Source organism: Burkholderia sp. NRF60-BP8 (genome assembly GCF_001522585.2).
In the GTDB taxonomy this organism is placed as follows: Bacteria; Pseudomonadota; Gammaproteobacteria; order Burkholderiales; family Burkholderiaceae; genus Burkholderia.
In genome coordinates this window covers 70,171-95,559 of the sequence record NZ_CP013373.1, presented here as the reverse complement: position 1 = coordinate 95,559, position 25,389 = coordinate 70,171, and the positions used below count along the sequence as shown (strand labels likewise).

Sequence of the window (25,389 nt, the reverse complement as noted above, 5' to 3'; positions counted from 1 at the left end):
CGCCTGCATCACTTCCGGTTCTTCTTGTCCTTCGAACCGGACACGGATTTGCCGTCCTTCTTGTCCTTCTTCTTTTTCTTCTTCCCGCCTTCGTCGGACGTCGCGAGCAACGTGCCGCGGCACGACTCCGCCCCGCAGTGGCACGCGTATTCGCGCTTGAGCTTCTTCGTCAGCTTCGCATCGATCACGAGGCCGTAGTCGTAGAACAGCTCCTCTTCCGGCGCGATGTCGCGCAGCGCGTGGATGTACACGCGGCCCTTGACTTCCTCGGCTTCGCAGTTCGGCGCGCACGAATGGTTGATCCAGCGCGCGCTGTTGCCGTCGATCTTGCCGTCGATCACGCCACCTTCGTCGAGTGCGAAGTAGAACGTATGATTCGGCTCGCTCGGGTCGTGCGGATGACGACGCAGCGCTTCCTTCCAAGAGATTCGCTCGCCCTTGTATTCCACTACGCGCTCGCCGGCCTTGATCGGCGCCACGGCGAACACGCCCTTGCCGTGTACTCCCGAGCGGCGCACCGCGATCCTGCGTGAACTCATCGAACGAATCCTTGTGAAGACGACTTGTATGGAAGCGACCGCGAACGCGGCCGGGCGCCGCGCCAAACGAAAACGCGGCACCAGTCGGTGCCGCGTCGGGGCATGCGGCGAATCACCCGCATCCTACACGTTCAAGATTGCTTCGTTCAACATCGCGCGCAATATTGCGCGATGCGCTCAGCGCTGGCCGAATGCGACGTCGCCGAACAGCGCCTTGTGCTCGCGCGGCTGCGAGCGCCAGTATTGCGGCGGCGCCGTCACCTGCGCGCCGAGTTCGGCCGCCGCGTGCCACGGCCAGCGCGGGTCGTACAGCATCGCACGCGCCATCGCGACGAGATCGGCATCGCCGGCCTCGATCAGCCGGTTCGCATGCTCGGGTTCGTTGATCAGGCCGACCGCGATCGTCGGCATGCCGACCGCCCGCTTCACGGCCTGCGCGAACGGCACCTGGTAGCCGGGCGACAGCGGAATCTTCTGCAGCGGCGACACGCCGCCGGACGACACGTCGATCCAGTCGCAGCCGCGGCGCTTCAGTTCGTGCGCGAACGCGATCGTATCGTCGAGCTCCCAGCCGCCTTCGACCCAGTCGGTCGCGGACACGCGCACGCCGACCGGCCGGTCTTCCGGAAACGCGGCACGCACGATCTCGAAGATCTCGACCGGAAACCGCATCCGGTTTTCGCGCGAGCCGCCGTATTCGTCGGTGCGCCGGTTCGCGAGCGGAGACAGGAACTGATGCAGCAGGTAGCCGTGCGCCGCATGCACTTCGATCGCATCGATGCCGAGCCGCGCAGCCCGCCTGGCCGACGCCGCGAAGGCTTCCCGGATGCGGTTCAGACCCGCGGCATCGAGTGCGAGCGGCGGCGTCTCGCCGTCCTTGTGCGGCACGGCCGACGGCCCGTGCGGCAACCAGCCGCCCTCGGCGACCGGCACGAGCTGGCCGCCTTCCCACGGCGCCGCGCTCGACGCCTTGCGCCCCGCATGCGACAACTGCATCGCGACGCGGACCGGCGAATGCTTGCGGATCGCGGCCAGCACCGGCTTCAGCGCGGCTTCGGTCACGTCGTCCCACAGGCCGAGGTCGCCATGCGTGATGCGCCCGTCGGGTTCCACCGCGGTCGCTTCGATGCACAGCAGCCCCGCGCCCGACAGCGCGAGATGGCCGAGGTGAATCATGTGCCAGTCGGTCGCTTCGCCGCGTTCGGCCGAGTATTGGCACATCGGGGAGATCACGATCCGGTTCGGAAGGGTCACGCCGCGCAGCGTGAACGGGGAAAACAGCGCAGTCATGGAAGCCGCTCGCCAGGAAAGGGAAAGAGCGGACGAGCGTAGCACGCACGCCCGAAGCGTGCAGACGGCGCGATCGACAGTAAGCGGATGGTCAGGTGCGGCCGGCCGGATGCCGGCGATGCGCGGAATGTGCGGTGTCCGGCGACGCGCCGGCCCGCACCGGATGCAGGCCGGGCTCAACCGTTGCAGCGGGCGGGACTGCCCGCGACGTCAGAGCCCGACGCTGTCGAGCCACTCCGCGAACATGCGCCGTGCGGCCGTCTCGAGCGCGGGGCCGTGCTGCGCGGTATCGGCACGCAGCTGGCGCGCGTCGACGCCGGGCGTCGCGGCGATTTCGCCGGCGTTCGCGATCAGCCACGGTTCAAAGCGATCGGTACGGATCTCGGGATGACATTGCAACGCCAGCACGTGCTGCCCCCATGCGAATGCCTGGTGGCGACAGGCCGGCGTCGACGCGAGATGGATCGCACCGCCCGGCAGGTCGAACGTATCGCCATGCCAGTGCAGCATCGACGTCGTCGCGCCGTCGAGATGGCGCAGCGGCGACGCGCGGCCCGCGTCGGTGAGCGTCAGCGGCGCCCAGCCGAGTTCGTGCCGGGCAGCCGGATAGACGTGCGCCCCGAGCGCCCGCGCGATGAACTGCGCGCCGAGGCAGATGCCGAGGATCGGCAGCCCCGCGTCGATGCGCTGGCGCACGAGCGCCAGGAGCGGCGCGATCGTCGGATACTGCGCATCGTCGTACACGCTGAGCGGCCCGCCGAGCACGACGAGCAGCGACGGCTCGAGCACGTCGAGCACCTCGACCCGCGACGATCCGACATCGACATAGCGCACCCGTCGACCGCGTTCGCCGAGCACCTGCTCGAAGCTCCCGAGATCCTCGAAATGCACGTGGCGGATCGCCACGACTTCAGCGTTCATCATCGGCCTCCCGGTCGATCGACGGACGTCAGCCAGCGAAAATCTTCCAGGTCTTCTTCTGCGTCGCCGCGTCGGCTTCTTCCTGCACCGCGCAGTCGAGACGCAGATCGCTGTCGGACATCGAGATGTCGAGCGCCGCGCAGTGATGCACGGTCTTCTTCGACAGCTTGCCCGGCTGGAAATGCGTGCACGTGAGGCACATGCGTTGCGGCGGCGTCGCGCCGGCCACCTGCAGCTCGCGCAGCGTCTTCAGCAGCGCGCGATACAGCGTGCCCTGCTCGTCCGCGCCGAGCTTGCCGACCGCTTTCGTCAGGAATTCAGGCCATTGCAGTGCCTTCTTCGCGGCCGTGCGGCCACGCGCCGACAGGCGCACGGCCAGTGCCCGGCCGTCGTCCAGCGCACGGCGCTTCTCGACGAGCCCCTTCGTCTCGAGCGTGCTGACCGCATCGCTCGTCGTGGCCGCAGTGAGCTGCGTCTCGCGCGCGATCTCGCCGAGCCGCATCGGGCCCTTCCGCTGCAACAGCAGCACGAGAATCTCGCCCTGCGTCGGCGTGAGGCCAGCGCCTTCCGCCCAATCCCATGCCTCGCTCCGCATGGCCGTGCTCAACCGCAGCAAGCTGTGGGTCACACGTCCCGCAGCCTGGTTCCCGTAAACGCCTTCGCTCATAGTCTTTTCGCTTTTCCGCCGCCCGGTTGGCCGAGCGGCCGTAGTGTGGAGATCGAATCCCGTCTCAAAACAGACGCACGCTCTCGAATGCGTCAGCACGGCCGTCGCGAGGCACACGCGGCGGTCGCGTTCGCGGCGACCGGAGAGACACGCATCGTTTCCGGCATCCGCAAAGCCGACATTCTAAGCGAGAGCGGAAAATCGCACAGCTAAGTTATCCCCTGCACACTGTGGAAAATCACTGGATAACCGCAATTTTTCGTTGTGCGCTCAATGTCGCGTGCCCGCGAAGCAGGGTGCGCCGGTATTTTCCCGTTCGAATCGGCCCCCGGCCGCACGCGGGTGATCCACCGGGTTATCCCACCCGCAGAGCGTTGACTTTGCAGTGGAATATCGGGTTATCCACAGATTTTCAGGACGACTGGCGACGCGTTCGGCCGGACACGGCAGCGCGCGCCATTCAGCGAATCGCGCCGCGGTCGATCCCGCAATCTGCAAAACATTTTTTCACCCGCGCCAACGTAAGCACTGCTGCCGGACCGTCTCGTTCAGCGATTTTTCCTGTTTGAAAACGGTTCTCAACCACGATGCGTCGTTCACGCGCGCCTTCGCGAGCGCGCCGATCTCGTCGAGCGCCGCGCGCGAACCGAGCGCGGCCGCATGCGGCGCGATCCGGTCGAGCGTGTCGAGGATGTCTTCCGCGATCGTGCGGCGCTCGCCCGTCTGAGGATTCACGCAGGTGCCCTCGAGCCCGAAGCGGCACGCTTCGAAACGGTTGAACGTGTAGACGAGGTAATCGTCCTCCGACAGCTTCAGCGGTCGGTCGGTCAGCAGGTAGCGTGCGAGCGTCTGGATGTAGCAGGCGATCGCCGCCGCGCGATCGACCGACAGCGGCGTGTCCATCACGCGCACCTCGATCGTGCCGTAGCCGGGCTTCGGCCGGATATCCCAGTAGAAGTCCTTCATCGAGTTGACGACGCCCGTGTTCACCATCTTCGTGAAGTACTCCTCGAAGCCGTCCCACGTCAGCACGAACGGCGCGCGGCCCGACAGCGGGAACGCGAACACCGAATTCAGGCGTGCCGAATGGAAGCCCGTATCGACGTTCTGCACGAACGGCGACGACGCGGACAGCGCGATGAAGTGCGGAATGAAGCGCGACATCGAGTGCAGCAGGAACAGCGCGCTGTCGGGATCGGGGCAACCGATGTGCACGTGCTGGCCGAACACGGTGAACTGCTTCGCGAGATAGCCGTACAGCTCGGAGATGTACTGGAAGCGCGGCGCATCGTAGATCTGCCGGTCGCTCCATTGCTGGAACGCATGCGTGCCGCCGCCGGCCAGCCCGACGTTGAGCTGGTCGGCCGCCTTCACGAGCACGTCGCGGATCGCATGCAGCTCGCTGACGGCCTGCTCGTGCGAATGGCAGATGCCGGTCGACAGCTCGATCATGCTTTCGGTGATTTCCGGCGTGATGTTGCCCGGAAAGGTCTCGCCCTGGATCAGCCGCATCAGGTCGGATGCCGCTTTGGTCAGATCGTAATTGTGCGTGTTGACGACCTGGATCTCCAGTTCGACGCCGAACGTGAACGGTTCGGAATTGACGAAGGTTTCGAGTGCCATGGCAGGTTCCGGAATCAGTTGCCGTCGCTGCGTTCGCCGACCGCCGACAGGCAGCGGTAGACGACGAACGGGCTGACGAGCTGCAGGATCACGATCGAGCACATCACGATCGCGCGCAGGTGCGGGTCGAAATTCGGATAGAGCTGGTAGGTGTCGTCGACGAGCAGGTACGACAGCGCGGACATCGGCGTGAGCGCGATGCCGAGCGCGACGCCCTGCTTCATCCCGAGACCGCTCGGCTTCGCGAACGCGACCACGCCGGCCAGCTTCGCGGCGAGCCGCGTGACGATCAGCACGATCGCGAGCAACCCGCCGAGCGCGATGTCGCCCCACGTGAACGACGTGAGCGTCAGCACGAACAGCACCACCGTCAGCAGCCAGCCGGCCGTGCCGAAATGCTCGGGCCACAGCTGCGGCCGCGCTTCGAGGTTCTTCACGATGATGCCGGCGAGCAGCAGCGTGAGCAGCGTCGACAGCTTCAACGCCTGCGCGACGGCGATCGCGAGCATCACGAGCCCGAACAGCGCGACGAACGAATGCTCGTCGCGCATCGTCGCGGTCATGTGGCGGAACAGGTAATTGCACGAACGCGCGACGAGATACGCGACGATGAACGAACCGGCGAGCAGGTAAAGCGGTTGCAGGATCGTCGCGAAAACGTTGCCGTACGCTTCCTGGTGCAGCCAGCTCGTCACGAGCTTGGTCAGCACGATCGCGTACACGCTGTTGAGCGCGGTGAGCGTGATGAGGCGTTGCGACACCTGCCCTTCCGCGCGCAGTTCGGTCTTGAGCTGGATCACCATCGACGGCGACGTCGCGATCGCGATCGCCGACAGCACCAGCGCGACCATCCCCGATACGCCGAGCGCGAGCATCACGAACAGCACGAGCACGAACGTGAGCGTGGCTTCCGCGAGGCTCGACGCGACGAGCCACGGATTGCGCCGGATCCAGCGCAGGTCGAGGCGGCTGCCGAGTTCGAACAGCAGCAGGCCGAGCGCGACGTCCATCAGCAGCCGCGAGGTTTCGTCGGTGCTCGCGTCGATCACGCCGAAGCCGAACGAACCGGCGATCAGGCCGATCACGGCATAGCCGGTGATGCGCGGCAGACGCCACGCGCGATAGCACAGCTCGCCGCACAGGCCGGCTGCAAACAGCGCGAGCCCGGCCCAGAACACGGCATCCGGCGCGAGCGGCCAGTTGGGCAGGAATGAGAACGCCGACTTCATCGTGGTGACTTCTCCTTTGGAAGCAACCGCCAGCGACGCGGGGTCAAGCGACAGGAATGGATACGCGCCGGCTGGGTATTGCCCCGAATGTGATTGTTGTGCTCGACGACGGCGGTACATGGGGTCCGCCTGTTCCGCCACAGGGTGGAACGTCGTTCAGGTTGCCGATCTGGATTGTCGGCCTGGTGTGTGAACGGACTGGCGGACTCGAAGATTCAGATTCGAAATCGTGCCGACCGTTCCGTTGAAGCATGTCCGGCGCCTGGCCGAACGAACGCGAAGGAAACCGATTGTGCCACAGCTTTTTCGTTCCGGAACCGACCGAATCGACTCGCGGCGCTGTGCGGCACCACAGGTCTTTGGTTTCAAAGGTTTACTCGTATATATACGTAGTAGAAGTTAACAAAGGACGCACAGTTCTGTGGATAACTCCGGTTTACGCTGTTGGATCAATGCGTTGGCGAAACCATAACCGGTTGCACAGGCTGTTCGTGCACAGACGTTTGAGTTGAGCAACTTTTGGGCCGCTTCACAGCTGTGCGGAGTTGCCCAGTTTACGTCCACTGTGATTACACACGAAGTACGCGCGGATTCCGCGCGGTTATCCACAGCATTGCGTGGATAACCTTGCACCGGAAAATCGGGAAACTGTGAGGAAGGCGCGGCCGATCAGCCCGTCGAACCGACGCGGCGTGCGCGCAGCGCGCGGATCAGGAAGCGGGCGGGATCGACCGCGTCGGCGAGTTCGCGCTCGAGCGGCCACGGCTCGCCTTCGAGTTGCGAGGCGATCAGCTCGGCGCCGAGCGCGGCCCACACGAGGCCGCGCGAACCGAAGCCGAATGCGCCGTAGAGGCCGGGCAGGCGCGGCAGGTCGCGCGCCTGCGCACCGCCGAGCGCGCGGGCGTTCGCGGTGGCCTGCGCTTCGTCGGCGAGCGGGCCGACGAGCGGCAGGCGGTCGCCGACGACCCAGCGGAACGCCACGCGCCCGCGCAGCGTGGCGGGGTCCGGCAGATCGCCGATCAGGCCCGGCAGCAGATGTCGCACGCGTTCGAGGTTCTCGACGTGGCCGGCCGTACGCATCGCGGGATCGGTGTCGTCGGGTTCGAACGTCGCGCCGATCAGCAGCGTGCCGTCGGCGAGCGGGACCGCGTAACCGTCGCCGATCGCCGGACACGGCAGCGGCGCCGTCGTGCCCGGCGGCAACAGCGTCAGCTGGCCGCGCACCGGTTGCAGCGCGACATGCCGCAGCCCGGCAAGACGCGCGGCGTCGCCCGCGTTCGCGAGCACGACGACGGGCGCATCGGCCAGCGTGGCGCCCGTATCGTCGAGCGCATGCCAGGTGTCGCCCCGTCGGTCGAGCCGCGCGACGCAGGTGGACGCAAGCAGGCGCACGCGCTCGCCGGCCGCCGCATATTGCGCGGCGCACAGCCCGGCCGGCCAGACGGCGCCGCCGTGCGGAAACAGCAGGCCGCCATGCGCGACCGGCAGATTCAGGTGCGCACGCGCGGCATCGGCATCGAGCAGCGTCACGTAGTCGGACGGCGCGCCGAACGCATCGAACGCATCGCGCATCCGCGCGAAATCGTCGGCCGATTCGGCCAGATGGATCATCCCGTGCGTGCTGTGGGCGAACGCATGCCCGGCGCGTTCGAGCGCGTGCCAGCGTGCCAGTGCGTGCAGGAAGCCGCCGCGCGTGAGCCGGCTCGCGACGTTGTCGTCGCGCGTCATCAACGGATGGAAAACGCCGGCCGGGTTGCCCGACGCTTCGCTGGCGATCCGTTCGTGCCGCTCGATCAGCGTGACGTCCCAGCCGCGCGCAGCCAGGCGTTCGACCACCGCGCAGCCGGCGAGGCCCGCACCGATCACGATCGCACGGCGCGCTGCAACGGGCAGCGCACGCGGTGGCTCGTGCCGGCGCGCGCGCCAGCGCGGCGCATATTCGCCGACGAGACGATCGTCGACTTCGCGGAACGTGAAACCCGTTTCGCCGAGCGCGTGTTTCACGTCGTCGGACTTTGCATGGGTCGCAAACGTCGCGTGTTCGCCGGCGATTTTCGCGAGTGCGCGGATCCCGTCGGCCGAGGCCGCGGCGCCATCGAGAAAAAACGCGTCGGCGCGCGCGACGAGCTTCTTCGACAGCTCGATCGCATCGCCGAACGCGAGCGTGAGCACCACGCGCCCTTCGTCGAATTCGAGCCGGTGCAGGCCCGGCACGAGGATCGGCCATGCATCGATCAATGCATCGGCGTCTGCCGATATGGTTGTGTCTGCAACCATATGCGAAACCGCGCGGCGCAGGTCGTCGCGCGAGAACGGGTGCGGCTCTAGCGCGACGACATGCAGCCGTTCGCAGCGCGCAGGATCGTCGCGCCACGCGGCCCAGGCTGCGAGGAAGCCGGCGCCCGCGCCGAATCGGGTCGTGACGATCGTGAACGTTCGACGGCGCTGCCAGCGCGCGGGCAGCCCGTTGCCCGCGACGAACGCGCGATGCGCGTGCGCGAGCGCGCCGGATGCGCCGCGATGGAACTCGCCGAACTCGGGCGAGACGAGCGTGCCGTCGTCGCGAAGTGCGAGCGTGGCGTAAACAAGTCGGTCGGGCATGCGAAACAAAAAACGTGGCAGCCAAGCCTGGCAAGGGATTGCGGGAGGCCGTCCGACCGGCCGTTGGAAAAGGGCAACGGGGCGACGGACGGGCGGACCCCGCTGCGTATCCTGTCCGGTTGGCGCAGGTCAAAAAACGGGCAATCGACGATTCATTCGGCGAAATACCGATGAAAATCTTTGAAACCCTTGTCGTTATTGGGTTTGCGCTGCGCTATCATAGCAACGCCGTACCGCGGGGTGGCCGCCGGCAAGCCGGAGGGCGCGTCGCGCGGGCCAGGATTCGGCGCTGTGTCGTCGGAGTCTGACTCTCGACGGCACGGTTCGCGCACGTATAATCGGCGCGTTCGCGCTGTTCGTGTCAACCTAACCTGATAAAGGAACCTTAATGAACAAACAGGAACTGATCGACGCCGTCGCCGCCCAAACGGGCGCCAGCAAGGCTCAAACCGGCGAAACGCTGGACACGCTGCTCGAAGTCATCAAGAAGGCCGTGTCGAAGGGTGATGCGGTTCAGCTGATCGGCTTCGGCAGCTTCGGTTCGGGCAAGCGCGCAGCACGTACGGGCCGCAACCCGAAGACGGGCGAAACCATCAAGATCCCGGCAGCCAAGACGGTCAAGTTCACGGCCGGCAAGGCGTTCAAGGACGCCGTCAACAAGCGTTAAATCCGCGCCTGTTCCAGAAAAAAACCCGCCTCTCGGCGGGTTTTTTGTTGGGCGCGCGCGGCATTTTCGCCACAGTTCGCGCCGCTCTTGCAAAAATTAACGGTTATTTTTACGAGCCGTTACCACACGCTTCACGCGTGCACGATCTGCGTGTCGCCGTGATCGTCGTCGTGCGAATCGACGTCCCACGCCGGGAACGGATCGTCGAACGCCGCCCATCCCGTCGCGCCGAGCGCGAACTCCGCATCGGTCAGCAGGCATGCGTCGAGTTTCGCGCGCCACGCATCGGCGTCGAGTGCGATGCCGATCAGCACGAGTTCCTGCCGGCGATCGCCGACCGCGCGATCGTCGAGATCGCCCAGCCATTCGGCGCGGATTTCAGCGAGTAGCTCGTCGTCGTCCGGCCATTCCGCGCGATCCTGCGCGGCCCACCACGAACCGGCCGGCCCGTGCCGGCATACGCCGCCCGCCTGCGACAGCGAACCCGCGATGTCGTTGCGCGTCGCGAGCCAGAAGAAACCCTTGCTGCGCAGCACGCCCGGCCACTCCTGATGCAGCAGCGCCCAGAGCCGTGCCGGGTGAAACGGCCGGCGCGCGCGGTAAACGAAATTGCCGATCCCGAATTCGTCGGCTTCGCCGTGCACGTGCGCATGATGGTCGTCCTGGCAGTCGGGGTCGTCGCAATGCGTGTGAGCGCGGTCGAGCGACGCGAGCCAGCCCGGCGCATTCGCGGCTTCGTCGAAATCGAAACGGCCGGTGTTCAGCACTTCGTCGAGCGGCACGTTGCCGAACGTCGACACGACCTGGTGCGCGCGCGGATTGAGGCGCGCGAGGATGTGCTGCAGGCGCGCGAGATCGTCCGCGCCGACCAGGTCGGCCTTGTTGATCACCAGCACGTCGCAGAATTCGATCTGCTCGATCAGCAGCTCGACGAGCGTGCGGTCGTCGTCTTCCGACGCGGCGATGCCGCGCGTCGCGAGCGCGTCGTCGGAGCCGTAGTCGCGCAGGAAGTTGTACGCGTCGACCACGGTGACGAGCGTGTCGAGCCGCGCGATGGCCGACAGCGACGTGCCGTCGTCGTCGACGAACGTGAACGTTTCGGCGATCGGCATCGGCTCCGCGATACCGGTCGATTCGATCATGATCGCGTCGAAGCGGCCTTCTGACGCGAGGTTGCGGATCTCGACGAGCAGGTCGTCGCGCAGCGTGCAACAGATGCAGCCGTTCGACATTTCGACGAGGCGTTCCTCGACGTGCGACAGCGCCTGCGCATCGCGCACGAGCGACGCGTCGATGTTGACCGCCGCGAGATCGTTGACGATCACCGCGACTTTCAGGCCCGCGCGGTTCGCGAGGACGTGGTTGAGCAGCGTGGTCTTGCCGGCGCCGAGGAAGCCGGACAGCACGGTGACGGGCAACGGCTGTTTCATTGCCGGATTCATGATGATATGCACCAACGGAAAAGATGAAAAAGCGGCCGCGGCGCCCTGCGGGGGCGCGACCGGCCCGCACGCGGGCGAAACGGCGGCGTCAGCCCGCATTGTGCATCAAACGCGCGCCGGCCGGCCGGCGCCGCCGCGCGGCATCACTGCGCGGCCGGAGTAGCTTGGGCGGCCTGAGCCGTCTGCTGGGGCGGCAGCAGCTTCCATTGCGTCAGGATGCCGGCGATCTGCCGCGCGTACTTGTCGCGCAGCGACGGCGTTTCCGAATGATAGGCGCCGACCGCCTGCCACGTGTTGCCGTAGCGGTTCATCTTCTGCCGGAGATGCCACGCGGCGATGTACACGTTCTTGCACGGTTCCATCAGCGTGTCGCGGCCGATCCCGTAGCGCGACAGCGTCGGCAGGTGGATCGAATTGATCTGCATCAGGCCGTAGTCGACCGAGCCGTTCGTATTCTTGTTCAGCGCATCGGGCCGGTTGCGCGACTCCTGCCACGCGATCGCGCGCAGGATCAGCGGATTGACCTGCTGGTATTTGGCTGCTTCGTCGAAACAATCCGCGCGTGCGTTGCCGCTGGCGAACCACGCGCCGGCGGCGAGCAACGCGATCGAAGCGAACCGTTTGTTCATCGTGCGGAAACGAAAAGGAATTGCGCGGGGCTCGGGGAAAACCCGTGCCCGTTATTAGTGCGACGAGAAACGCGCCGCCCGTATCATACCGGCAGACCGTCGGAGTGCGACAGGCAGGAATACGAGAGCCCGGTTATACCGCATTTCCGTGTCGGTTCATCGCGAAACGGGAGCGACGACGGAGGCGACGGCCGGCATGCGGAGTGTGACATCGATCCTTACATTTTACATACGACATGCCGGATACATGTCGTATGTGAGACAGTCTTCGGATCAATGTGATATTTCGGACATGAAAAACTGCTAATGTCGCCTCTTTCGGACCTGGATCCCAGCACTACCGCCGGAAGTGGCCTGAGCCGGCATCGACCCATTCATCCATGACAAGAAATCGCTTCGTTATGCGGCGTATCGCCACGACCCTGCTCGTGGCCGGCATCATCGTCTCGCAGGCCGCCTATGCTCAGGTCACGCTCAACTTCGTGAATGCGGATATCGACCAGGTCGCGAAAGCGATCGGCGCCGCGACCGGCAAGACCATCATCGTCGACCCCCGCGTGAAGGGGCAGCTCAATCTCGTGGCCGAACGGCCGGTGCCGGAAGACCAGGCGTTGAAGACGCTGCAGTCCGCGCTGCGCATGCAGGGCTTCGCGCTCGTACAGGATCACGGCGTGCTGAAGGTCGTGCCGGAAGCCGATGCGAAGCTGCAGGGCGTGCCGACCTATGTCGGCAATGCGCCGCAGGCGCGCGGCGACCAGGTGATCACGCAGGTGTTCGAGCTGCACAACGAATCGGCGAACAACCTGCTGCCCGTGCTGCGGCCGCTGATCTCGCCGAACAACACGGTGACGGCCTACCCGGCGAACAACACGATCGTCGTGACCGACTACGCGGACAACGTGCGCCGCATCGCGCAGATCATCGCGGGCGTCGACAGCGCCGCGGGCGCGCAGGTGCAGGTCGTGCCGCTGCGCAACGCGAACGCGATCGACCTCGCCGCGCAGCTGCAGAAAATGCTCGACCCGGGCGCGATCGGCAACAGCGACGCGACGCTGAAGGTATCGGTCACGGCCGACCCGCGCACCAACTCGCTGATGCTGCGTGCGTCGAGCGCGTCGCGCCTCGCGGCCGCGAAGCGCCTCGTGCAGCAGCTCGACGCGCCGAGCGCGGTGCCCGGCAACATGCACGTCGTGCCGCTGCGCAACGCCGATGCGGTCAGGCTCGCGAAGACGCTGCGCGGGATGCTCGGCAAGGGCGGCAACGACAGCGGCTCGTCGGCGTCGTCCAACGATGCGAACAGCTTCAACCAGAACGGCGGCTCGTCGTCGAGCGGCAACTTCTCGACCGGCACGTCGGGCACCCCGCCGCTGCCGTCGGGCGGCCTGGGCGGCTCGTCGTCTTCGTCGGCGTACGGCGGCGGCTCGTCCGGCGGCGGCGGGCTCGGCACGGGCGGCCTGCTCGGCGGCGACAAGGACAAGAGCGACGACAACCAGCCGGGCGGGATGATCCAGGCCGACTCGGCGACCAACTCGCTGATCATCACCGCGTCCGATCCGGTTTACCGGAACCTGCGCTCGGTGATCGACCAGCTCGACGCACGGCGTGCGCAGGTCTACATCGAAGCGCTGATCGTCGAGCTCAATTCGAATACGTCCGGCAACCTCGGCATCCAGTGGCAGGTGGCGAGCGGCCAGTTTCTCGGCGGCACGAACCTGAATCCGCCGGGCGGTCTGGGCAACAGCATCGTCAACCTGACGGCCGGCGGCTTGACCAATGCCGCTGGCGGGATCACCGGCGGCGGGCTTGCCGCCAATCTCGGGCAGTTGTCGCAAGGGCTCAACATCGGCTGGCTGCACAACATGTTCGGCGTGCAGGGCCTCGGCGCGCTGCTGCAGTATTTCTCGGGCGTGAGCGACGCGAACGTGCTGTCGACGCCGAACCTGATCACGCTCGACAACGAGGAAGCGAAGATCGTCGTCGGCCAGAACGTGCCGATCGCGACCGGTTCGTATTCGAACCTGACGAGCGGTACGACGAGCAATGCGTTCAATACCTACGACCGTCGCGACGTCGGCCTGACGCTGCACGTGAAGCCGCAGATCACCGACGGCGGGATCCTGAAGCTGCAGCTCTACACGGAGGATTCGGCGGTCGTCAGCGGCACCACGAACGCGCAGACCGGGCCGACCTTCACGAAGCGCTCGATCCAGTCGACGATCCTGGCCGACAACGGCGAGATCATCGTGCTCGGCGGCCTGATGCAGGACAACTACCAGGTGTCGAACAGCAAGGTGCCGCTGCTCGGCGACATCCCGTGGATCGGCCAGCTGTTCCGTTCGGAATCGAAGCAGCGGCAGAAGACGAACCTGATGGTGTTCCTGCGCCCGGTGATCATTTCCGATCGCAGCACCGCGCAGGAAGTGACGGCCAACCGCTACGACTACATCCAGGGCGTGACGGGCGCATACAAGTCGGACAACAACGTGATGCGCGACAAGGACGACCCGGTCGTCCCGCCGATGCCGATCGGCCCGAGCCAGGGCGGCACGGCCGCGGGCAACCTGTTCGATCTCGACAAGATGCGTCGCCAGCAGCTGCAGCGCCAGGTGGCGCCGGTGCCGGCCCAGCCGTTGCCGGAGGCGACGCCCGCGCAGCCGCAGAGCGTGCCGCAGCAGGCGGTGCCGCAACAGCCGCTGACCACCGCGCCGGGAGCCTCGCAGTGAGCGACGTGCTCGCGTCTTCCACTCACGACGGCGCGCCGGGCGAACGCCAGCCGCCGTCGCCGCTCGCCGCGCGCCTGCTGCCGTACGGCTTCGCGAAGAGCGGCCAGGTGCTGATCGCGCATCAGCTCGACGACACGCTCGAGGTGTGGATCAGCGAACGCACGAGCGACGCCGCGCTCGCGGAAATCGCGCGCAACTTCGGCTCGATCGCCGTGCATCGCGTGCCGGCCGACGAGCTCGCGCAGGCGATCAACCAGGCCTATGCGCGCCAGGACGGCAGCGCCGCGCAGGTGGTCGGCGAGGTCGAGGGCGAAGTCGACCTGTCGCGGCTGATGCAGGACATCCCCGAAGTCGAGGATCTGCTCGAATCGGAAGACGACGCGCCGATCATCCGGATGATCAACGCGCTGCTCACGCAAGCGGCACGCGAACAGGCGTCGGACATTCACATCGAGCCGTTCGAGAATGCGTCGGTCGTGCGCTTTCGCGTCGACGGCACGCTGCGCGACGTCGTGCGCCCGAAGAAGGCGCTGCACGGCGCGCTGATCTCGCGGATCAAGATCATGGCGCAGCTCGACATCGCGGAGAAGCGCCTGCCGCAGGACGGCCGCATCACGCTGCGCGTGGGCGGCCGGCCGGTCGACGTGCGGGTGTCGACGCTGCCGACCGGGCACGGCGAGCGCGCGGTGCTGCGTCTGCTGGAAAAGGATGCGCAGCGCCTGAACCTCGAAGCGCTCGGGATGGGCCGCGACACGCTCGTGCAGTTCGACAAGCTGATCGCGCGCCCGCACGGCATCGTGCTCGTCACGGGCCCGACCGGTTCGGGCAAGACGACCACGCTGTACGCGTCGATGTCGCGGCTCGAAACCGCGACGACCAACATCATGACCGTCGAGGACCCGATCGAATACGACCTGTCCGGCATCGGCCAGACGCAGGTGAACGAGCGGATCGGGATGACCTTTGCCCGCGCGCTGCGCTCGATCCTGCGCCAGGACCCGGACGTGATCATGATCGGCGAAATCCGCGACCTCGAAACCGCGCAGATCGCGGTGCAGGCGTCGCTGACGGGCCACCTCGTGCTCGCGACGCTGCACACGAACGATGCGGCGTCCGCCGTCACGCGCCTGACCGACATGGGCGTCGAGCCGTACCTGCTCGCGTCGTCGCTGCTCGGCGTGCTCGCGCAGCGCCTCGTGCGCCAGCTCTGCCCGGTCTGCAAGGAGGAGCGGCACGAGGACGGCCGCACCGTGTGGCATCCGGTCGGCTGCGACAAGTGCGGGCATTCGGGCTACGCGGGCCGGCGCGGGGTCTACGAACTGCTGCTGGTCGACGAGTCGATCCGCACGCTGATTCACCGCAACGCGGCCGATGCCGAGATCCTGGCCGCCGGCCGCGCGCAAGGCATGCGCACGCTGCGCGACGACGCGGAGCGCTGGCTCGCGGCCGGCGCGACGTCGCTCGAGGAAGTGCTGCGCGTGACGGGAGGCGCATAGCGCGATGCCGGCATTCCGTTTCGAAGCGATCGATGCGGCGGGACGCGCGCAGAAAGGCGTCATCGATGCCGACAGTGCGCGCAGCGCGCGCGGCCAGTTGCGCACGCAGGGGCTTACCCCGCTCGTCGTCGAGCCGGCCGCGAGCGCGACGCGCGGCGCGCGCTCGCAGCGGCTCGCGTTCGGCCGCAAGCTGTCGCAGCGCGAACAGGCGATCCTCACGCGCCAGCTCGCGAGCCTGCTGATTGCGGGGCTGCCGCTCGACGAGGCGCTCGGCGTGCTGACCGAGCAGGCCGAGCGCGACTACATCCGCGAACTGATGGCCGCGATCCGCGCGGAAGTGCTCGGCGGCCATTCGCTCGCGAATGCGCTGGGTCAGCATCCGCGCGATTTTCCGGAAATCTATCGCGCGCTGGTCGCGGCCGGCGAACACACCGGCAAGCTCGGCATCGTGCTGTCGCGCCTGGCCGACTACATCGAGCAGAGCAATGCGCTGAAGCAGAAGATCCTGCTGGCGTTCACGTATCCGGGCATCGTCACGCTGATCGCGTTCGGCATCGTCACGTTCCTGCTGAGCTACGTCGTGCCGCAGGTCGTCAACGTGTTCGCGAGCACGAAGCAGCAGCTGCCGATCCTCACGGTCGTGATGATGGCGCTGTCGGAATTCGTGCGGCACTGGTGGTGGGCGATCCTGATCGCGGTCGCGCTCGTCGTGTGGTTCGTGAAGGCGACGCTGTCGCGCGCCGGGCCCCGGCTCGCATTCGATCGCTGGGTGCTGACCGCGCCGCTCGCGGGCAAGCTCGTGCGCGGCTACAACACGGTGCGCTTCGCGAGCACGCTCGGCATTCTCACCGCGGCGGGCGTGCCGATCCTGCGCGCGTTGCAGGCGGCCGGCGAGACGCTGTCGAACCGCGCGATGCGCGCGAACATCGACGACGCGATCGTGCGCGTGCGCGAAGGCTCCGCGCTGTCGCGCGCGCTGAACAACGTGAAGACGTTTCCGCCGGTGCTCGTGCACCTGATTCGTTCGGGCGAAGCGACGGGCGACGTGACGACGATGCTGGATCGCGCGGCCGAAGGCGAAGCGCGCGAGCTGGAACGCCGCACGATGTTCCTGACGAGCCTGCTGGAGCCGCTGCTGATCCTCGCGATGGGCGGCATCGTGCTCGTGATCGTGCTGGCCGTGATGCTGCCGATCATCGAGCTGAACAACATGGTGCAGTGACGCGGCGGCCCGCTTGCCGGGCCGCCGCCGTTCAGCGCATGTAGATCGCGGGGGACGGCGTGTTGGCCGGGAGCTGGATTTCGGCGCGGGCGCCGTTGCGGTCGACGACGATCGAGCGCGGGCGCACTTCGGCGAGCTTCGCGCCGGGCGTGACTTCCGCGCCGAGCGACACGGCGCGCGGCGGTTCGCCGCCGATGCCGACGATCGCCGCGCCGCCGTGATCGAGCGCGAGAATGCCGAACAGGTGGATGTCCTGGACGGGATTCTTGTCGAGCTGACCGCCGAAGAGCGCGGCGGCGTCCTCGGTGCGGATCGGCAGCCGCGCGGCGGCGGCGGGCAGCGGCGCTTCGCGGGCCGACAGCGTGACGACCCAGTAGGTGGCCGTCGCGCACAAACCCGCGAAGAGGGCGAGGGATAGGATCCGGATCGAGAGCGCGTTCATGCGCGCTATTGTACGGATGTATATGAAATTTGCGTTGGGTGAAAGCCCTCGGCGATGCGCGCCTTACAATGCGTGCTCCGCGCCCGCCGGTCCGGAAGGTTGCCGTCAGGCAATCGTCCGGTGCGCCGGGTGCGTCACTCAATCGACGACATTTTTTGGAAAGAGGTAGTCAGTCATGCAAACGTGGATCACTCGCCGCAACGCGGCCGTGCGTCGTCAGCGCGGTTTCACGCTGATCGAGATCATGGTGGTGGTCGCGATCCTCGGGATCCTGGCGGCGCTGATCGTGCCGAAGATCATGAGCCGTCCGGACGAGGCGCGCCGCATCGCCGCGAAGCAGGACATCGGCACGATCATGCAGGCGCTCAAGCTGTACCGTCTGGACAACGGCCGCTATCCGACCCAGGAGCAGGGCCTGAACGCGCTGATCCAGAAGCCGACCACCGATCCGATCCCGAACAACTGGAAGGACGGCGGTTATCTCGAGCGCCTGCCGAACGATCCGTGGGGCAACGGGTACAAGTACCTGAACCCGGGCGTGCACGGCGAGATCGACGTGTTCAGCTACGGCGCCGACGGCAAGGAAGGCGGCGAGAGCAACGACTCCGACATCGGCTCGTGGCAATAAGCCGGCGCTGATCGACCCGACGTTTCATTCCCGCTCTTCATGCTCGCCATTCGCACGACCTCCCGCTGCGGCCGCGATCGCCGTGTGCGTCGCGGGGCGGTGCCGTCCGTACCGGCCGGCGCCGATGGCGACTTGACGAAGCGCCGTGCGTCGCGGCGTCGCGCGCGCGGCTTCACGCTGCTCGAAATGCTGGTCGTGCTCGTGATCGCGGGGCTGCTCGTGTCGCTCGCGTCGCTGTCGCTGACGCGCAATCCGCGCACCGACCTGCGCGAGGAAGCGCAGCGCATCGCGCTGCTGTTCGAGACGGCCGGCGACGAAGCGCAGGTGCGCGCGCGGCCGATCGCATGGCAGCCGACCGCGCACGGTTTCCGTTTCGACGTGAGCTCGCCCGACGGCTGGCGCACGCTGCGCGACGACCTGCTGCGCCCGCGCGACTGGGACGGCGGCGTCACCGGCGCCGACATCGATTACCCGGGCTCGGACACGCACGCGAATCGCGTCGTGTTCGGCACCGAGAGCATCGACACGCCGGTGCGCGTGACGCTGCATTCGGCCGCCGGCAGCGCGACGATCGTCGGCACCGGCAACGGCCGCTACGAGGTGCAATGACGATGCGTCGTCGCCTGCCCTTCCCCGTTGCTTCATCCCGCGGCTTCACGATGATCGAGGTGCTGGTCGCGCTCGCGATCATCGCGGTCGCGCTCGCCGCGTCGATCCGCGCGGTCGGCACGATGGCGACCAACGCGTCCGACCTGCATCGCCGGCTGCTCGCCGGCTGGAGCGCCGACAACGCGCTTGCGCAGTTGCGGCTCACGCATGCGTGGCCGGAGGTCGGCGAACAGAGTTTCGACTGCTCGCAAGGCAACGTGCAGCTCGTCTGCACGCAGCGCGTGAGCACCACGCCGAACCCGGTATTCCGGCGCGTGCGGATTTCGGTGAGCATGCCCGGCCGCGCCGGCGTGCTCGCGCAGATGGTGACGGTGGTCGCGAATGAAACCAGCCGTCCGCTCTGACGCGCCGATGCGCCGCCTGTCCGCTCCCTCGGGCCGCCCTGCCCGCGGCTTCACGCTGATCGAGCTGATGATCGCGATCGCGATTCTCGCGGTGGTCGCGATCCTCGCGTGGCGCGGGCTCGACCAGATCATGCGCGGCCGCGACAAGGTCGCGTCCGCGATGGAAGACGAGCGCGTGTTCGCGCAGATGTTCGACCAGATGCGCATCGACGCGCGGCTCGCCGCCACCGACGACGAGGCCGGCCAGCCGGCGATCGGCGTCGCCGGCAATACGCTGCAGATCGTGCGCGAACTCGACGTGCCGGGCGTCGCGCCGCGGCTGCAGGTGGTCCGCTACCGGATCGCCGGCGGCCGGGTCGTGCGCTATGCATCGCCGCCGATCGACGACACGAACCGGCTGCGCACCCTGCTGAAGGACAGCAGCGTCGAAGGCTGGAGCTGGGTCGCGCTGATGGGCGGCGTCGGCGCGATCGACGCGAAGCTGTACGTGCCGCGCGTGGGCTGGACCACCAACCTGCAGACGGCCGACGAAGCGCTCGCACAGAACAACGACGCGCTCAAGGTGCCGCAGATCGGCAACGCACCGCCCGCGCGCGCGGTGACCGGGCTGCAGGTCAGCATCGGCGCGACGTCGCTGCGCGTGCCGGTCACGCGCATCTTCCTCGTCGGGGAATGACGATGCGTGCGCGCCTTGCCCGCCGAACGCCCGCCCGCCGCCAGCGCGGCGCCGCGATCATCACCGCGCTGCTCGTGGTCGCGCTGTCGGCGATCCTCGTGTCGGGGATGCTGTGGCGCCAGCAGGTGCAGATCCGCCGCATCGAGAACCAGCGCACGATCGCGCAGGCGCAGTGGGTCGCGCGCGGCGCGCTCGACTGGACCCGGATGATCCTGCGCTCCGAAGGCGACACGGCGCCCGGCATCACCTATCTCGGCGGGATCTGGGGCGTGCCGATCGCGAAGACGAAGCTGTCGGATTTTCTCGGCCGGATCGGCTCGCCCAACGAGGGCGGCGGCGAAGACACCTATATCTCCGGCTCGATCGAGGACGCGCAGGCGAAGTTCAACCTGCGCAACCTCGTGTCGTCGCCGGCGCCCGGCGTGCTGCAGTTGAACGTCACGCAGATGCAGGCATTTCAGCGCCTGCTGACGACGCTCGGCTACGACAGCGCGTTCGCGAAGCGCATCGCGCTCCAGGTGCGCGCGGGCCTGCTGCATTCGGCCACGCGGTTCCAGATGCCGAACCTGCCCGGCGGCGGCGCGACCGCCGCGAACGCCGCGACCGCACCGGTGACGAGCGGCGACATGCAGGGCAGCGGCTTCACCGACGATCCCGGCATGGCCGGCGGGGACCGCGGGCCCGCGCCGCTGATGATGACGCGCGTGGACAGCCTGCTCGACGTCGACGGCGTGACGCCCGAGATGGTCGCGCGGCTGCGCCCGTTCGTCACCGTGCTGCCGACCACGACCCCCGTGAACATGAACACCGCGCCGGCCGAAGTGATCGCGGCGCTGGTGCCGGGGATGAGCGTGTCGTCCGCGCAGGCGCTGGTGTCGCGCCGCGAGACCGTGTTCTTCCGGAACGTCGGCGACGTGCAGCTCGCGCTGCGCGGCGCCGGCGCGCCGCCGAACGTGACGATCGACTCGAGCCTCGTCGACGTCAATTCGAGCTATTTCATCGTGCATGGCCGGATCCAGCACGAACGCGCGGAGGTTGACCGCACCTCGCTCGTGTATCGTGATCCGACCACGCACTCGACGCGGGTCGTGCGTATCCGCGACCAGCTATAACGACGCCAATCGGGAGAGGAGCTCTTGTGAGCACGTTGATTGTTTCTTTGCCGCCGCGCGAGCCTGCCGTGCCGTTGCAGGAATGGCAGTGGCCCGAGCTGCCGTTCATGCTCGTCGACAAGGGCGGCCAGGTGCAGCGCGCCGGCCGCGCCGCGCTGGCGCTGCTGCCGCGGGCGAACGCGACGGTGCTGATCGTCGCCGCGCGCGACGTGCTGCTGCTGGCCGCGACCGTGCCGCCGCTGAAGGGGCCGAAGCTGCGCCAGGCGCTGCCCAACATCGTCGAGGATCAGCTGATCCAGGATCCGCTCGGCTGCCACATCGCGCTCGACCCGGCCGCGCTGCCGGACGGGCGCCGCGTGCTGGCCGTCGTCGATCGCGCGTGGTTCCGCACGATCTGCGACGCGTTTACCGCGGCCGGCCACCGGCACCTGAGCGCGGTGCCCGCGACCCGCTGCCTGCCGACGCCGCGCGCGCCGGCCGAAGCGGCATCCGTCGTGCCGGCGGCCGACGACGAGGCCATCGACGCCGCCCCGCTCGTCGCGGCCTCGACCGAGCTGCCCGCCCGCCCGACGACGGTCGCCGCGGTGCTCGGGCTCGCGACGGCGGTCGAACCGGTGCTCGTCGAAGCCGGCGCGTTGCCGGCGGCGGCCGGTGCGCCGCGCCTCGAGCTGGCCGTCGCGCGCGGCGCGCTCGGCGAAGGCTTCGCGGCGCCCGCGTCGCGCGCGGCCGGCACGCTGACCGCGCTCGCCGGCGGCGGCGACATCGAACTGTACGAACTCGGCGAACCGGGCGCGGAGCCGCGGCTCGCATCGGTTGGCCGCACCGACGGCCCGCTGCTGCCGGGCGCCGCGCCGCTGTCGTTCGACACGTTCGCGCGCCGGGCGCTGACCGAGCCATTCGATCTGTGCCAGTTCGAATTCGAATCGCAGCCGTGGCGCTTCGACCGCGCGACGCTCAAGCGCCTGCGCGTGCCGATCGCGCTCGCTGCGGCGACGCTCGGCGTCGCGGTGATCGGGATGAACCTGCACTGGTGGAAGCTGTCGCGCGAGCGCGATGCGCTGTCCGCGCAGATCACCGAGACGCTGCTGTCCGCGTTCCCGAAGACGACCACCGTGCTCGATCCGCCCGCGCAGATGCAGCGTCAGCTCGACCAGCTGCGCCTCGCGGCCGGCGAGCTGTCGCCGAACGATTTCCTCGCGCTGTCGAGCGGCTTGTCGCGCTCGATGGGCGCGCTGCCGCTGAACGGCATCGCGTCGCTCGACTATCACGACCGTCGGCTCGACGTCGGCTTCAAGCCGGAGGTCAAGGTCGATCCCGATTTCACGCAGCGCCTCGCGCGTAACGGACTGTCCGGCGAAGTCGACAGCAACACGGGCAAATGGACGATCCGGAGCCGCTCATGAAAACCGAACAACTGAACCAGACGCTGACCCAGTTCTGGGGCGAGCGCTCGCCGCGCGAGAAGACGCTGCTCGGCTGGGGCGGCGCCGTGCTGGCGGTCGCGATCGCGTATTCGGTGCTGTGGTCGCCCGCGCAGGAAGGCCGCGCGCGGATCCAGCGCGAATTGCCGACGATGCGTCGCGAACTCGCGCAGATGACCGCGCAGGCGAACGAGGCGAAGTCGCTGACGGCCGCCGCGCAGGGCGTCGCGCCGACCGGCCTCGCGCTGAAGGACGCGCTGACCGCGTCGCTGTCCGATCACGGGTTGCAGGGCGCGCAGGTGCAGATCGTCGGCAACGGCGTGCAGATCCAGATGAAGAACGTGTCGTTCCCGGCATGGACCCAGTGGCTCGACGATGCGCGCCGGCAGTTCAAGGTGCAGGTCGGCGAAGCGCACGCCACGGCGCTGAAGGAAGACGGCCAAGTGGACCTGACGGCCGTGATGCAACCTTCCGTCCAGAAGTAGATGACGGCAGTGGATGACGCAAACGAAGGGCGGCCGATGCGGCCGTGGGCAAGGCGGCTCGTCGCCGTATTGCCGTGGGTGCTGGCGGGCGGCCTGGCGACGGCGGTGACGCTCGTCGCGCTCGCGCCGGCTGCGTGGATCGCGCCGCAGTTCGCGCGTGCGACCGGCGGCCACGTGAATCTCGTCGATCCGGACGGGTCGCTGTGGCACGGCTCGGGCACGCTGATGCTCGCGCCGGGCGCCGATCAGAGCGCGGCGACGCTGCTGCCGGGCCGGGTCGAATGGACCACGCGGTTCTGGCCGCTGCTGACCGGGCGCGTGCAGATGCGCATGCGGCAGACGGAAGCGATGCCCGATGCGGTCACGCTCGATGCGACGTGGCGCGGCGCGGTGCTGTCGGCGGGCACGATGGCCGTGCCCGCGTCGCTGCTCGCGGGGCTCGGCACGCCGTTCAACACGCTCGACCTGCAGGGCGACGTGCGGCTCGGCTGGAGCGACTGGCGGCTCATCGGCACCAACGCGTTCGGCCAGTTGACGGTGACGATCGATTCGATGAGTTCGCGCGTGTCGCGCGTGAAGCCGCTCGGTTCGTACCGGGCGGTATTGCAGGCGAAGGGCGCGGGTGCCGATCTCGACCTGTCGACGACGCAGGGCCCGCTGTTCCTCGACGGGCACGGCAGCTTCGGCCCCGGCCAGGGCTCGTTCCGCGGGACCGCGCATGCGGCGCCCGAGCAGCAGGCGAACCTCGCGGGGTTGCTGAACCTGCTCGGGCATCCGATCGGCAACAACCAGGTGTCGCTGATCTTCGGCGACGCGCAGCGCTGAACGCGCGCGTCGGCCGCTTCCCTTCTTACTTCTGCGCGAGCGGCGCGGCGGCCGACGGTGCGGTGGCCGCGGGCGCACCGGACGCCGGCAAAGGCGCCGGCGCCGCCATGTCGCCGTTCTCGCGCGCCATCTCCGCTACGTTCCAGCCGCCGCCGAGCGCCTTCACGAGCCCGACCGACGACACCATCCGCTGCCCGGCGATCGTCGCGAGCTTTTGCTGCGCGGTGAACGCGGTGGTCTGCGCGGTCAGCACGTTCAGGTACGCGACCGTGCCGGCCTTGTACTGGTTCGTGACGATCGCGAGCGCGTGCTCGGCGCTGTCGACGGCCTGCCGCTGCACGTCGATTTCCTGCGCGAGGATGCGCTGCGACGCGAGGTTGTCCTCGACGTCCTGGAACGCGGTGAGCACCGCGAGGCGATAGGCGGCAACGTCCTGGTCGTAGGTCGCGCGCGCGGCGTCCGTCTGCGCGGCGCGCAGCCCCGCGTCGAACAGCGTGGCCGCGAGCTGCGGGCCGACCGTCCAGAAGCGCGCCGGCAGCGTGAACAGCTGCGACCACACCGAGCTCTGGAAGCCGCCGCTGGCCGACAGCGTCAGCGTGGGGAAGAACGCGGCGATCGCGACGCCGATCTGCTCGTTCGCGGCCGCCGCGCGGCGCTCGGCCGCCGCGACGTCGGGCCGGCGCTCGAGGATCGCCGACGGCACGTCGACCGGCGTGATCGGCGGCTCGGCCGCGAGCGGGGCCGGCGGCAGCGAGAAGGTCGACGCCGGTTCGCCGATCAACGTCGCGATCGCATGCTCGTACTGCGCGCGAGCCACGCCGTTGTCGATCTGCGCGGCCTGCGCGCTCTGCAACTGCGTCTGCGCCTGGATCACGTCTGCGCGCGCGGCGACGCCTTGCGCGTACTGGTTCTGCGTGAGCTGCAGCGACCGTTCGTACGACTTCACGGTGTCGTCGAGCAGCTTTTGCAGCGCGTCGGACGTGCGCAACTGGAAATAGGTCTGCGCGAGCAGCGCCTGCTGCGACAGCCGCGCGTTCGCGAGATCGGCCGCGGCGGCCGCTTCGCCGGCGCGCTGCGCGCTGACGGTGCGGCTCACCTTGCCCCACAGATCGGGTTCCCAACTGGCGTCGAGGCCGACGCTGTAGCTGTTGTTGATCGACCCCGTCGATCCGCTGCCGAAATTCGACGACGAGCTCGACGACAGCGACGTGCGCGGCGTCCGCGCGCGCGAGCCCGATGCGCTCAGCCCGACGGTCGGGAAATACGCGGCGCGCGCCTCGGTGACGAGCGCGCGCGCCTGCCGGTAGGCGGCCGCCGATTGCGCGATGGTCTGGTTCGACGCGTTGAGCTTGCCGATCAGCATATCGAGCTGCGGATCGTTGTAGACCGTCCACCATGCGCCGCGGTCGGCGCGATCGGCGGGCTGCGCGACTTTCCAGCCGGCCGGCGCTTCCTTGAAGGCGGCGGGGATCGACGTGTCGGGCCGGTGATAGTCGGGCCCGACGGCGCAGCCGGCGAGCAGCACGGCCGTCGCAATGGCGACGGCGGCGCTCAGCGGGCGAACGGCGCGCGGGAGGGAGGCGTACGGCATGGTGGTTTTCCTGTCTGGGCGTGGCGGCCGGCGAGCGGCGCCGCGCGATGCGGTCGTCGTGCCGCTGGCGGACAAATGGTAACTGACGGCGAGAAAGCTGCGCAGCCCTAAGGGTACGGTGCGCGGCGGCCCGGATGTGTTACCGGC

23 protein-coding genes are annotated in these 25,389 nt (G+C 68.1%); 12 read left to right on the top strand and 11 right to left on the bottom strand.

All coding sequences use genetic code 11. The features are described from left to right. Positions 1-8 precede the first annotated feature (8 nt). From WS54_RS13455 to mnmC, 7 genes are all read right to left on the bottom strand, one after another. Positions 9-539 (bottom strand): SET domain-containing protein, encoded by a 531-nt coding sequence (locus WS54_RS13455; protein WP_059780431.1) that lies wholly within the window; start codon positions 537-539, stop codon positions 9-11. Between the two features lie 177 nt (positions 540-716). Beyond that, complete coding sequence (locus tag WS54_RS13450; protein ID WP_059780432.1) at positions 717-1,829, bottom strand: NADH:flavin oxidoreductase/NADH oxidase; 1,113 nt, start codon at positions 1,827-1,829, stop codon at positions 717-719. A 210-nt stretch (positions 1,830-2,039) separates the two neighbouring features. After that, on the bottom strand, positions 2,040-2,750 hold the full coding sequence (locus WS54_RS13445) for a glutamine amidotransferase (RefSeq protein WP_059780479.1): 711 nt from the start codon (positions 2,748-2,750) through the stop codon (positions 2,040-2,042). 28 nt (positions 2,751-2,778) lie between these two features. Continuing rightward, entirely contained in the window at positions 2,779-3,417 is a 639-nt protein-coding gene (locus WS54_RS13440; protein ID WP_034209663.1) for a MarR family winged helix-turn-helix transcriptional regulator, read from the bottom strand. Positions 3,418-3,924: 507 nt separating this feature from the next. Next, positions 3,925-5,040 (bottom strand): YbdK family carboxylate-amine ligase, encoded by a 1,116-nt coding sequence (locus WS54_RS13435; RefSeq protein ID WP_034209664.1) that lies wholly within the window; start codon positions 5,038-5,040, stop codon positions 3,925-3,927. Positions 5,041-5,054: 14 nt separating this feature from the next. Beyond that, positions 5,055-6,269: a cation:proton antiporter gene (locus WS54_RS13430; RefSeq protein ID WP_034209665.1), complete on the bottom strand. Its 1,215-nt coding sequence runs from the start codon at positions 6,267-6,269 to the stop codon at positions 5,055-5,057. Between the two features lie 669 nt (positions 6,270-6,938). Further along, positions 6,939-8,870, bottom strand: a complete 1,932-nt coding sequence (gene mnmC, locus WS54_RS13415) for a bifunctional tRNA (5-methylaminomethyl-2-thiouridine)(34)-methyltransferase MnmD/FAD-dependent 5-carboxymethylaminomethyl-2-thiouridine(34) oxidoreductase MnmC (RefSeq protein ID WP_059780433.1) — start codon at positions 8,868-8,870, stop codon at positions 6,939-6,941. 388 nt (positions 8,871-9,258) lie between these two features. Between mnmC and WS54_RS13410 the strand changes: the two genes are divergently transcribed. Next, positions 9,259-9,537, top strand: coding sequence for an HU family DNA-binding protein (locus WS54_RS13410; RefSeq protein ID WP_006401505.1), 279 nt, complete (start codon positions 9,259-9,261; stop codon positions 9,535-9,537). A gap of 131 nt (positions 9,538-9,668) precedes the next feature. On the opposite strand, the gene WS54_RS13405 is transcribed toward WS54_RS13410, so the two are convergent. Next, positions 9,669-10,979: a GTP-binding protein gene (locus WS54_RS13405; RefSeq protein ID WP_059780480.1), complete on the bottom strand. Its 1,311-nt coding sequence runs from the start codon at positions 10,977-10,979 to the stop codon at positions 9,669-9,671. A gap of 143 nt (positions 10,980-11,122) precedes the next feature. Continuing rightward, positions 11,123-11,608, bottom strand: coding sequence for a lytic transglycosylase domain-containing protein (locus tag WS54_RS13400; protein ID WP_059780434.1), 486 nt, complete (start codon positions 11,606-11,608; stop codon positions 11,123-11,125). A 380-nt stretch (positions 11,609-11,988) separates the two neighbouring features. Here WS54_RS13400 and gspD point away from each other — a divergent pair, with 380 nt between their 5' ends. Genes gspD through gspF form a run of 3 tightly spaced genes read left to right on the top strand, consistent with a single transcriptional unit; the run spans position 11,989 to position 17,049 of the window. After that, positions 11,989-14,331: a type II secretion system secretin GspD gene (gene gspD, locus WS54_RS13395; RefSeq protein ID WP_059780435.1), complete on the top strand. Its 2,343-nt coding sequence runs from the start codon at positions 11,989-11,991 to the stop codon at positions 14,329-14,331. Positions 14,332-14,336: 5 nt separating this feature from the next. Continuing rightward, on the top strand, positions 14,337-15,827 hold the full coding sequence (gene gspE, locus WS54_RS13390) for a type II secretion system ATPase GspE (RefSeq protein WP_306453340.1): 1,491 nt from the start codon (positions 14,337-14,339) through the stop codon (positions 15,825-15,827). A gap of 4 nt (positions 15,828-15,831) precedes the next feature. Next, positions 15,832-17,049 carry a type II secretion system inner membrane protein GspF gene (gspF, locus tag WS54_RS13385; protein ID WP_034209670.1) on the top strand — a complete coding sequence of 406 codons (1,218 nt, stop codon included), beginning with the start codon at positions 15,832-15,834 and terminating at the stop codon, positions 17,047-17,049. Positions 17,050-17,080: 31 nt separating this feature from the next. Here the strand turns inward: gspF and WS54_RS13380 are convergent, their stop codons facing one another. Beyond that, a complete protein-coding gene (locus WS54_RS13380) occupies positions 17,081-17,491 on the bottom strand; it encodes a type II secretion system protein N (RefSeq protein WP_034209671.1) in 411 nt (136 codons plus the stop codon). Between the two features lie 175 nt (positions 17,492-17,666). Between WS54_RS13380 and gspG the strand changes: the two genes are divergently transcribed. Genes gspG through WS54_RS13340 form a run of 8 tightly spaced genes read left to right on the top strand, consistent with a single transcriptional unit; the run spans position 17,667 to position 23,651 of the window. Further along, positions 17,667-18,119 (top strand): type II secretion system major pseudopilin GspG, encoded by a 453-nt coding sequence (gspG, locus tag WS54_RS13375; protein WP_027783126.1) that lies wholly within the window; start codon positions 17,667-17,669, stop codon positions 18,117-18,119. Between the two features lie 39 nt (positions 18,120-18,158). Next, positions 18,159-18,728: a GspH/FimT family pseudopilin gene (locus tag WS54_RS13370; protein ID WP_059780436.1), complete on the top strand. Its 570-nt coding sequence runs from the start codon at positions 18,159-18,161 to the stop codon at positions 18,726-18,728. Positions 18,729-18,730: 2 nt separating this feature from the next. Further along, positions 18,731-19,132 carry a type II secretion system minor pseudopilin GspI gene (gene gspI / locus WS54_RS13365; RefSeq protein ID WP_059780481.1) on the top strand — a complete coding sequence of 134 codons (402 nt, stop codon included), beginning with the start codon at positions 18,731-18,733 and terminating at the stop codon, positions 19,130-19,132. A gap of 7 nt (positions 19,133-19,139) precedes the next feature. Then, positions 19,140-19,808 (top strand): PulJ/GspJ family protein, encoded by a 669-nt coding sequence (locus WS54_RS13360; RefSeq protein ID WP_034209673.1) that lies wholly within the window; start codon positions 19,140-19,142, stop codon positions 19,806-19,808. Positions 19,809-19,810: 2 nt separating this feature from the next. After that, positions 19,811-20,920, top strand: coding sequence for a type II secretion system minor pseudopilin GspK (gspK, locus tag WS54_RS13355; protein ID WP_059780482.1), 1,110 nt, complete (start codon positions 19,811-19,813; stop codon positions 20,918-20,920). A 26-nt stretch (positions 20,921-20,946) separates the two neighbouring features. Continuing rightward, positions 20,947-22,323 (top strand): type II secretion system protein GspL, encoded by a 1,377-nt coding sequence (gene gspL / locus WS54_RS13350; RefSeq protein ID WP_059780437.1) that lies wholly within the window; start codon positions 20,947-20,949, stop codon positions 22,321-22,323. Further along, positions 22,320-22,826 carry a type II secretion system protein GspM gene (gene gspM, locus WS54_RS13345; RefSeq protein WP_034209865.1) on the top strand — a complete coding sequence of 169 codons (507 nt, stop codon included), beginning with the start codon at positions 22,320-22,322 and terminating at the stop codon, positions 22,824-22,826. Before gspL ends, gspM begins: the two co-directional genes overlap by 4 nt. Positions 22,827-22,862: 36 nt before the next feature. Then, positions 22,863-23,651, top strand: a complete 789-nt coding sequence (locus WS54_RS13340) for a type II secretion system protein N (protein ID WP_059780483.1) — start codon at positions 22,863-22,865, stop codon at positions 23,649-23,651. Positions 23,652-23,676: 25 nt separating this feature from the next. On the opposite strand, the gene WS54_RS13335 is transcribed toward WS54_RS13340, so the two are convergent. Then, positions 23,677-25,242, bottom strand: coding sequence for an efflux transporter outer membrane subunit (locus tag WS54_RS13335; protein ID WP_059780438.1), 1,566 nt, complete (start codon positions 25,240-25,242; stop codon positions 23,677-23,679). Positions 25,243-25,389: the final 147 nt, after the last annotated feature.

Coding starts and splice junctions, on each gene's coding strand:
- WS54_RS13455 (WP_059780431.1), bottom strand. CDS start 539: ATGAGTTCACGCAGGATCGCGGTGCGCCGCTCGGGAGTACACGGCAAG.
- WS54_RS13450 (WP_059780432.1), bottom strand. CDS start 1,829: ATGACTGCGCTGTTTTCCCCGTTCACGCTGCGCGGCGTGACCCTTCCG.
- WS54_RS13445 (WP_059780479.1), bottom strand. CDS start 2,750: ATGAACGCTGAAGTCGTGGCGATCCGCCACGTGCATTTCGAGGATCTC.
- WS54_RS13440 (WP_034209663.1), bottom strand. CDS start 3,417: ATGAGCGAAGGCGTTTACGGGAACCAGGCTGCGGGACGTGTGACCCAC.
- WS54_RS13435 (WP_034209664.1), bottom strand. CDS start 5,040: ATGGCACTCGAAACCTTCGTCAATTCCGAACCGTTCACGTTCGGCGTC.
- WS54_RS13430 (WP_034209665.1), bottom strand. CDS start 6,269: ATGAAGTCGGCGTTCTCATTCCTGCCCAACTGGCCGCTCGCGCCGGAT.
- mnmC (WP_059780433.1), bottom strand. CDS start 8,870: ATGCCCGACCGACTTGTTTACGCCACGCTCGCACTTCGCGACGACGGC.
- WS54_RS13410 (WP_006401505.1), top strand. CDS start 9,259: ATGAACAAACAGGAACTGATCGACGCCGTCGCCGCCCAAACGGGCGCC.
- WS54_RS13405 (WP_059780480.1), bottom strand. CDS start 10,979: ATGAATCCGGCAATGAAACAGCCGTTGCCCGTCACCGTGCTGTCCGGC.
- WS54_RS13400 (WP_059780434.1), bottom strand. CDS start 11,608: ATGAACAAACGGTTCGCTTCGATCGCGTTGCTCGCCGCCGGCGCGTGG.
- gspD (WP_059780435.1), top strand. CDS start 11,989: ATGACAAGAAATCGCTTCGTTATGCGGCGTATCGCCACGACCCTGCTC.
- gspF (WP_034209670.1), top strand. CDS start 15,832: ATGCCGGCATTCCGTTTCGAAGCGATCGATGCGGCGGGACGCGCGCAG.
- WS54_RS13380 (WP_034209671.1), bottom strand. CDS start 17,491: ATGAACGCGCTCTCGATCCGGATCCTATCCCTCGCCCTCTTCGCGGGT.
- gspG (WP_027783126.1), top strand. CDS start 17,667: ATGCAAACGTGGATCACTCGCCGCAACGCGGCCGTGCGTCGTCAGCGC.
- WS54_RS13370 (WP_059780436.1), top strand. CDS start 18,159: ATGCTCGCCATTCGCACGACCTCCCGCTGCGGCCGCGATCGCCGTGTG.
- gspI (WP_059780481.1), top strand. CDS start 18,731: ATGCGTCGTCGCCTGCCCTTCCCCGTTGCTTCATCCCGCGGCTTCACG.
- WS54_RS13360 (WP_034209673.1), top strand. CDS start 19,140: ATGCGCCGCCTGTCCGCTCCCTCGGGCCGCCCTGCCCGCGGCTTCACG.
- gspK (WP_059780482.1), top strand. CDS start 19,811: ATGCGTGCGCGCCTTGCCCGCCGAACGCCCGCCCGCCGCCAGCGCGGC.
- gspM (WP_034209865.1), top strand. CDS start 22,320: ATGAAAACCGAACAACTGAACCAGACGCTGACCCAGTTCTGGGGCGAG.
- WS54_RS13340 (WP_059780483.1), top strand. CDS start 22,863: ATGCGGCCGTGGGCAAGGCGGCTCGTCGCCGTATTGCCGTGGGTGCTG.
- WS54_RS13335 (WP_059780438.1), bottom strand. CDS start 25,242: ATGCCGTACGCCTCCCTCCCGCGCGCCGTTCGCCCGCTGAGCGCCGCC.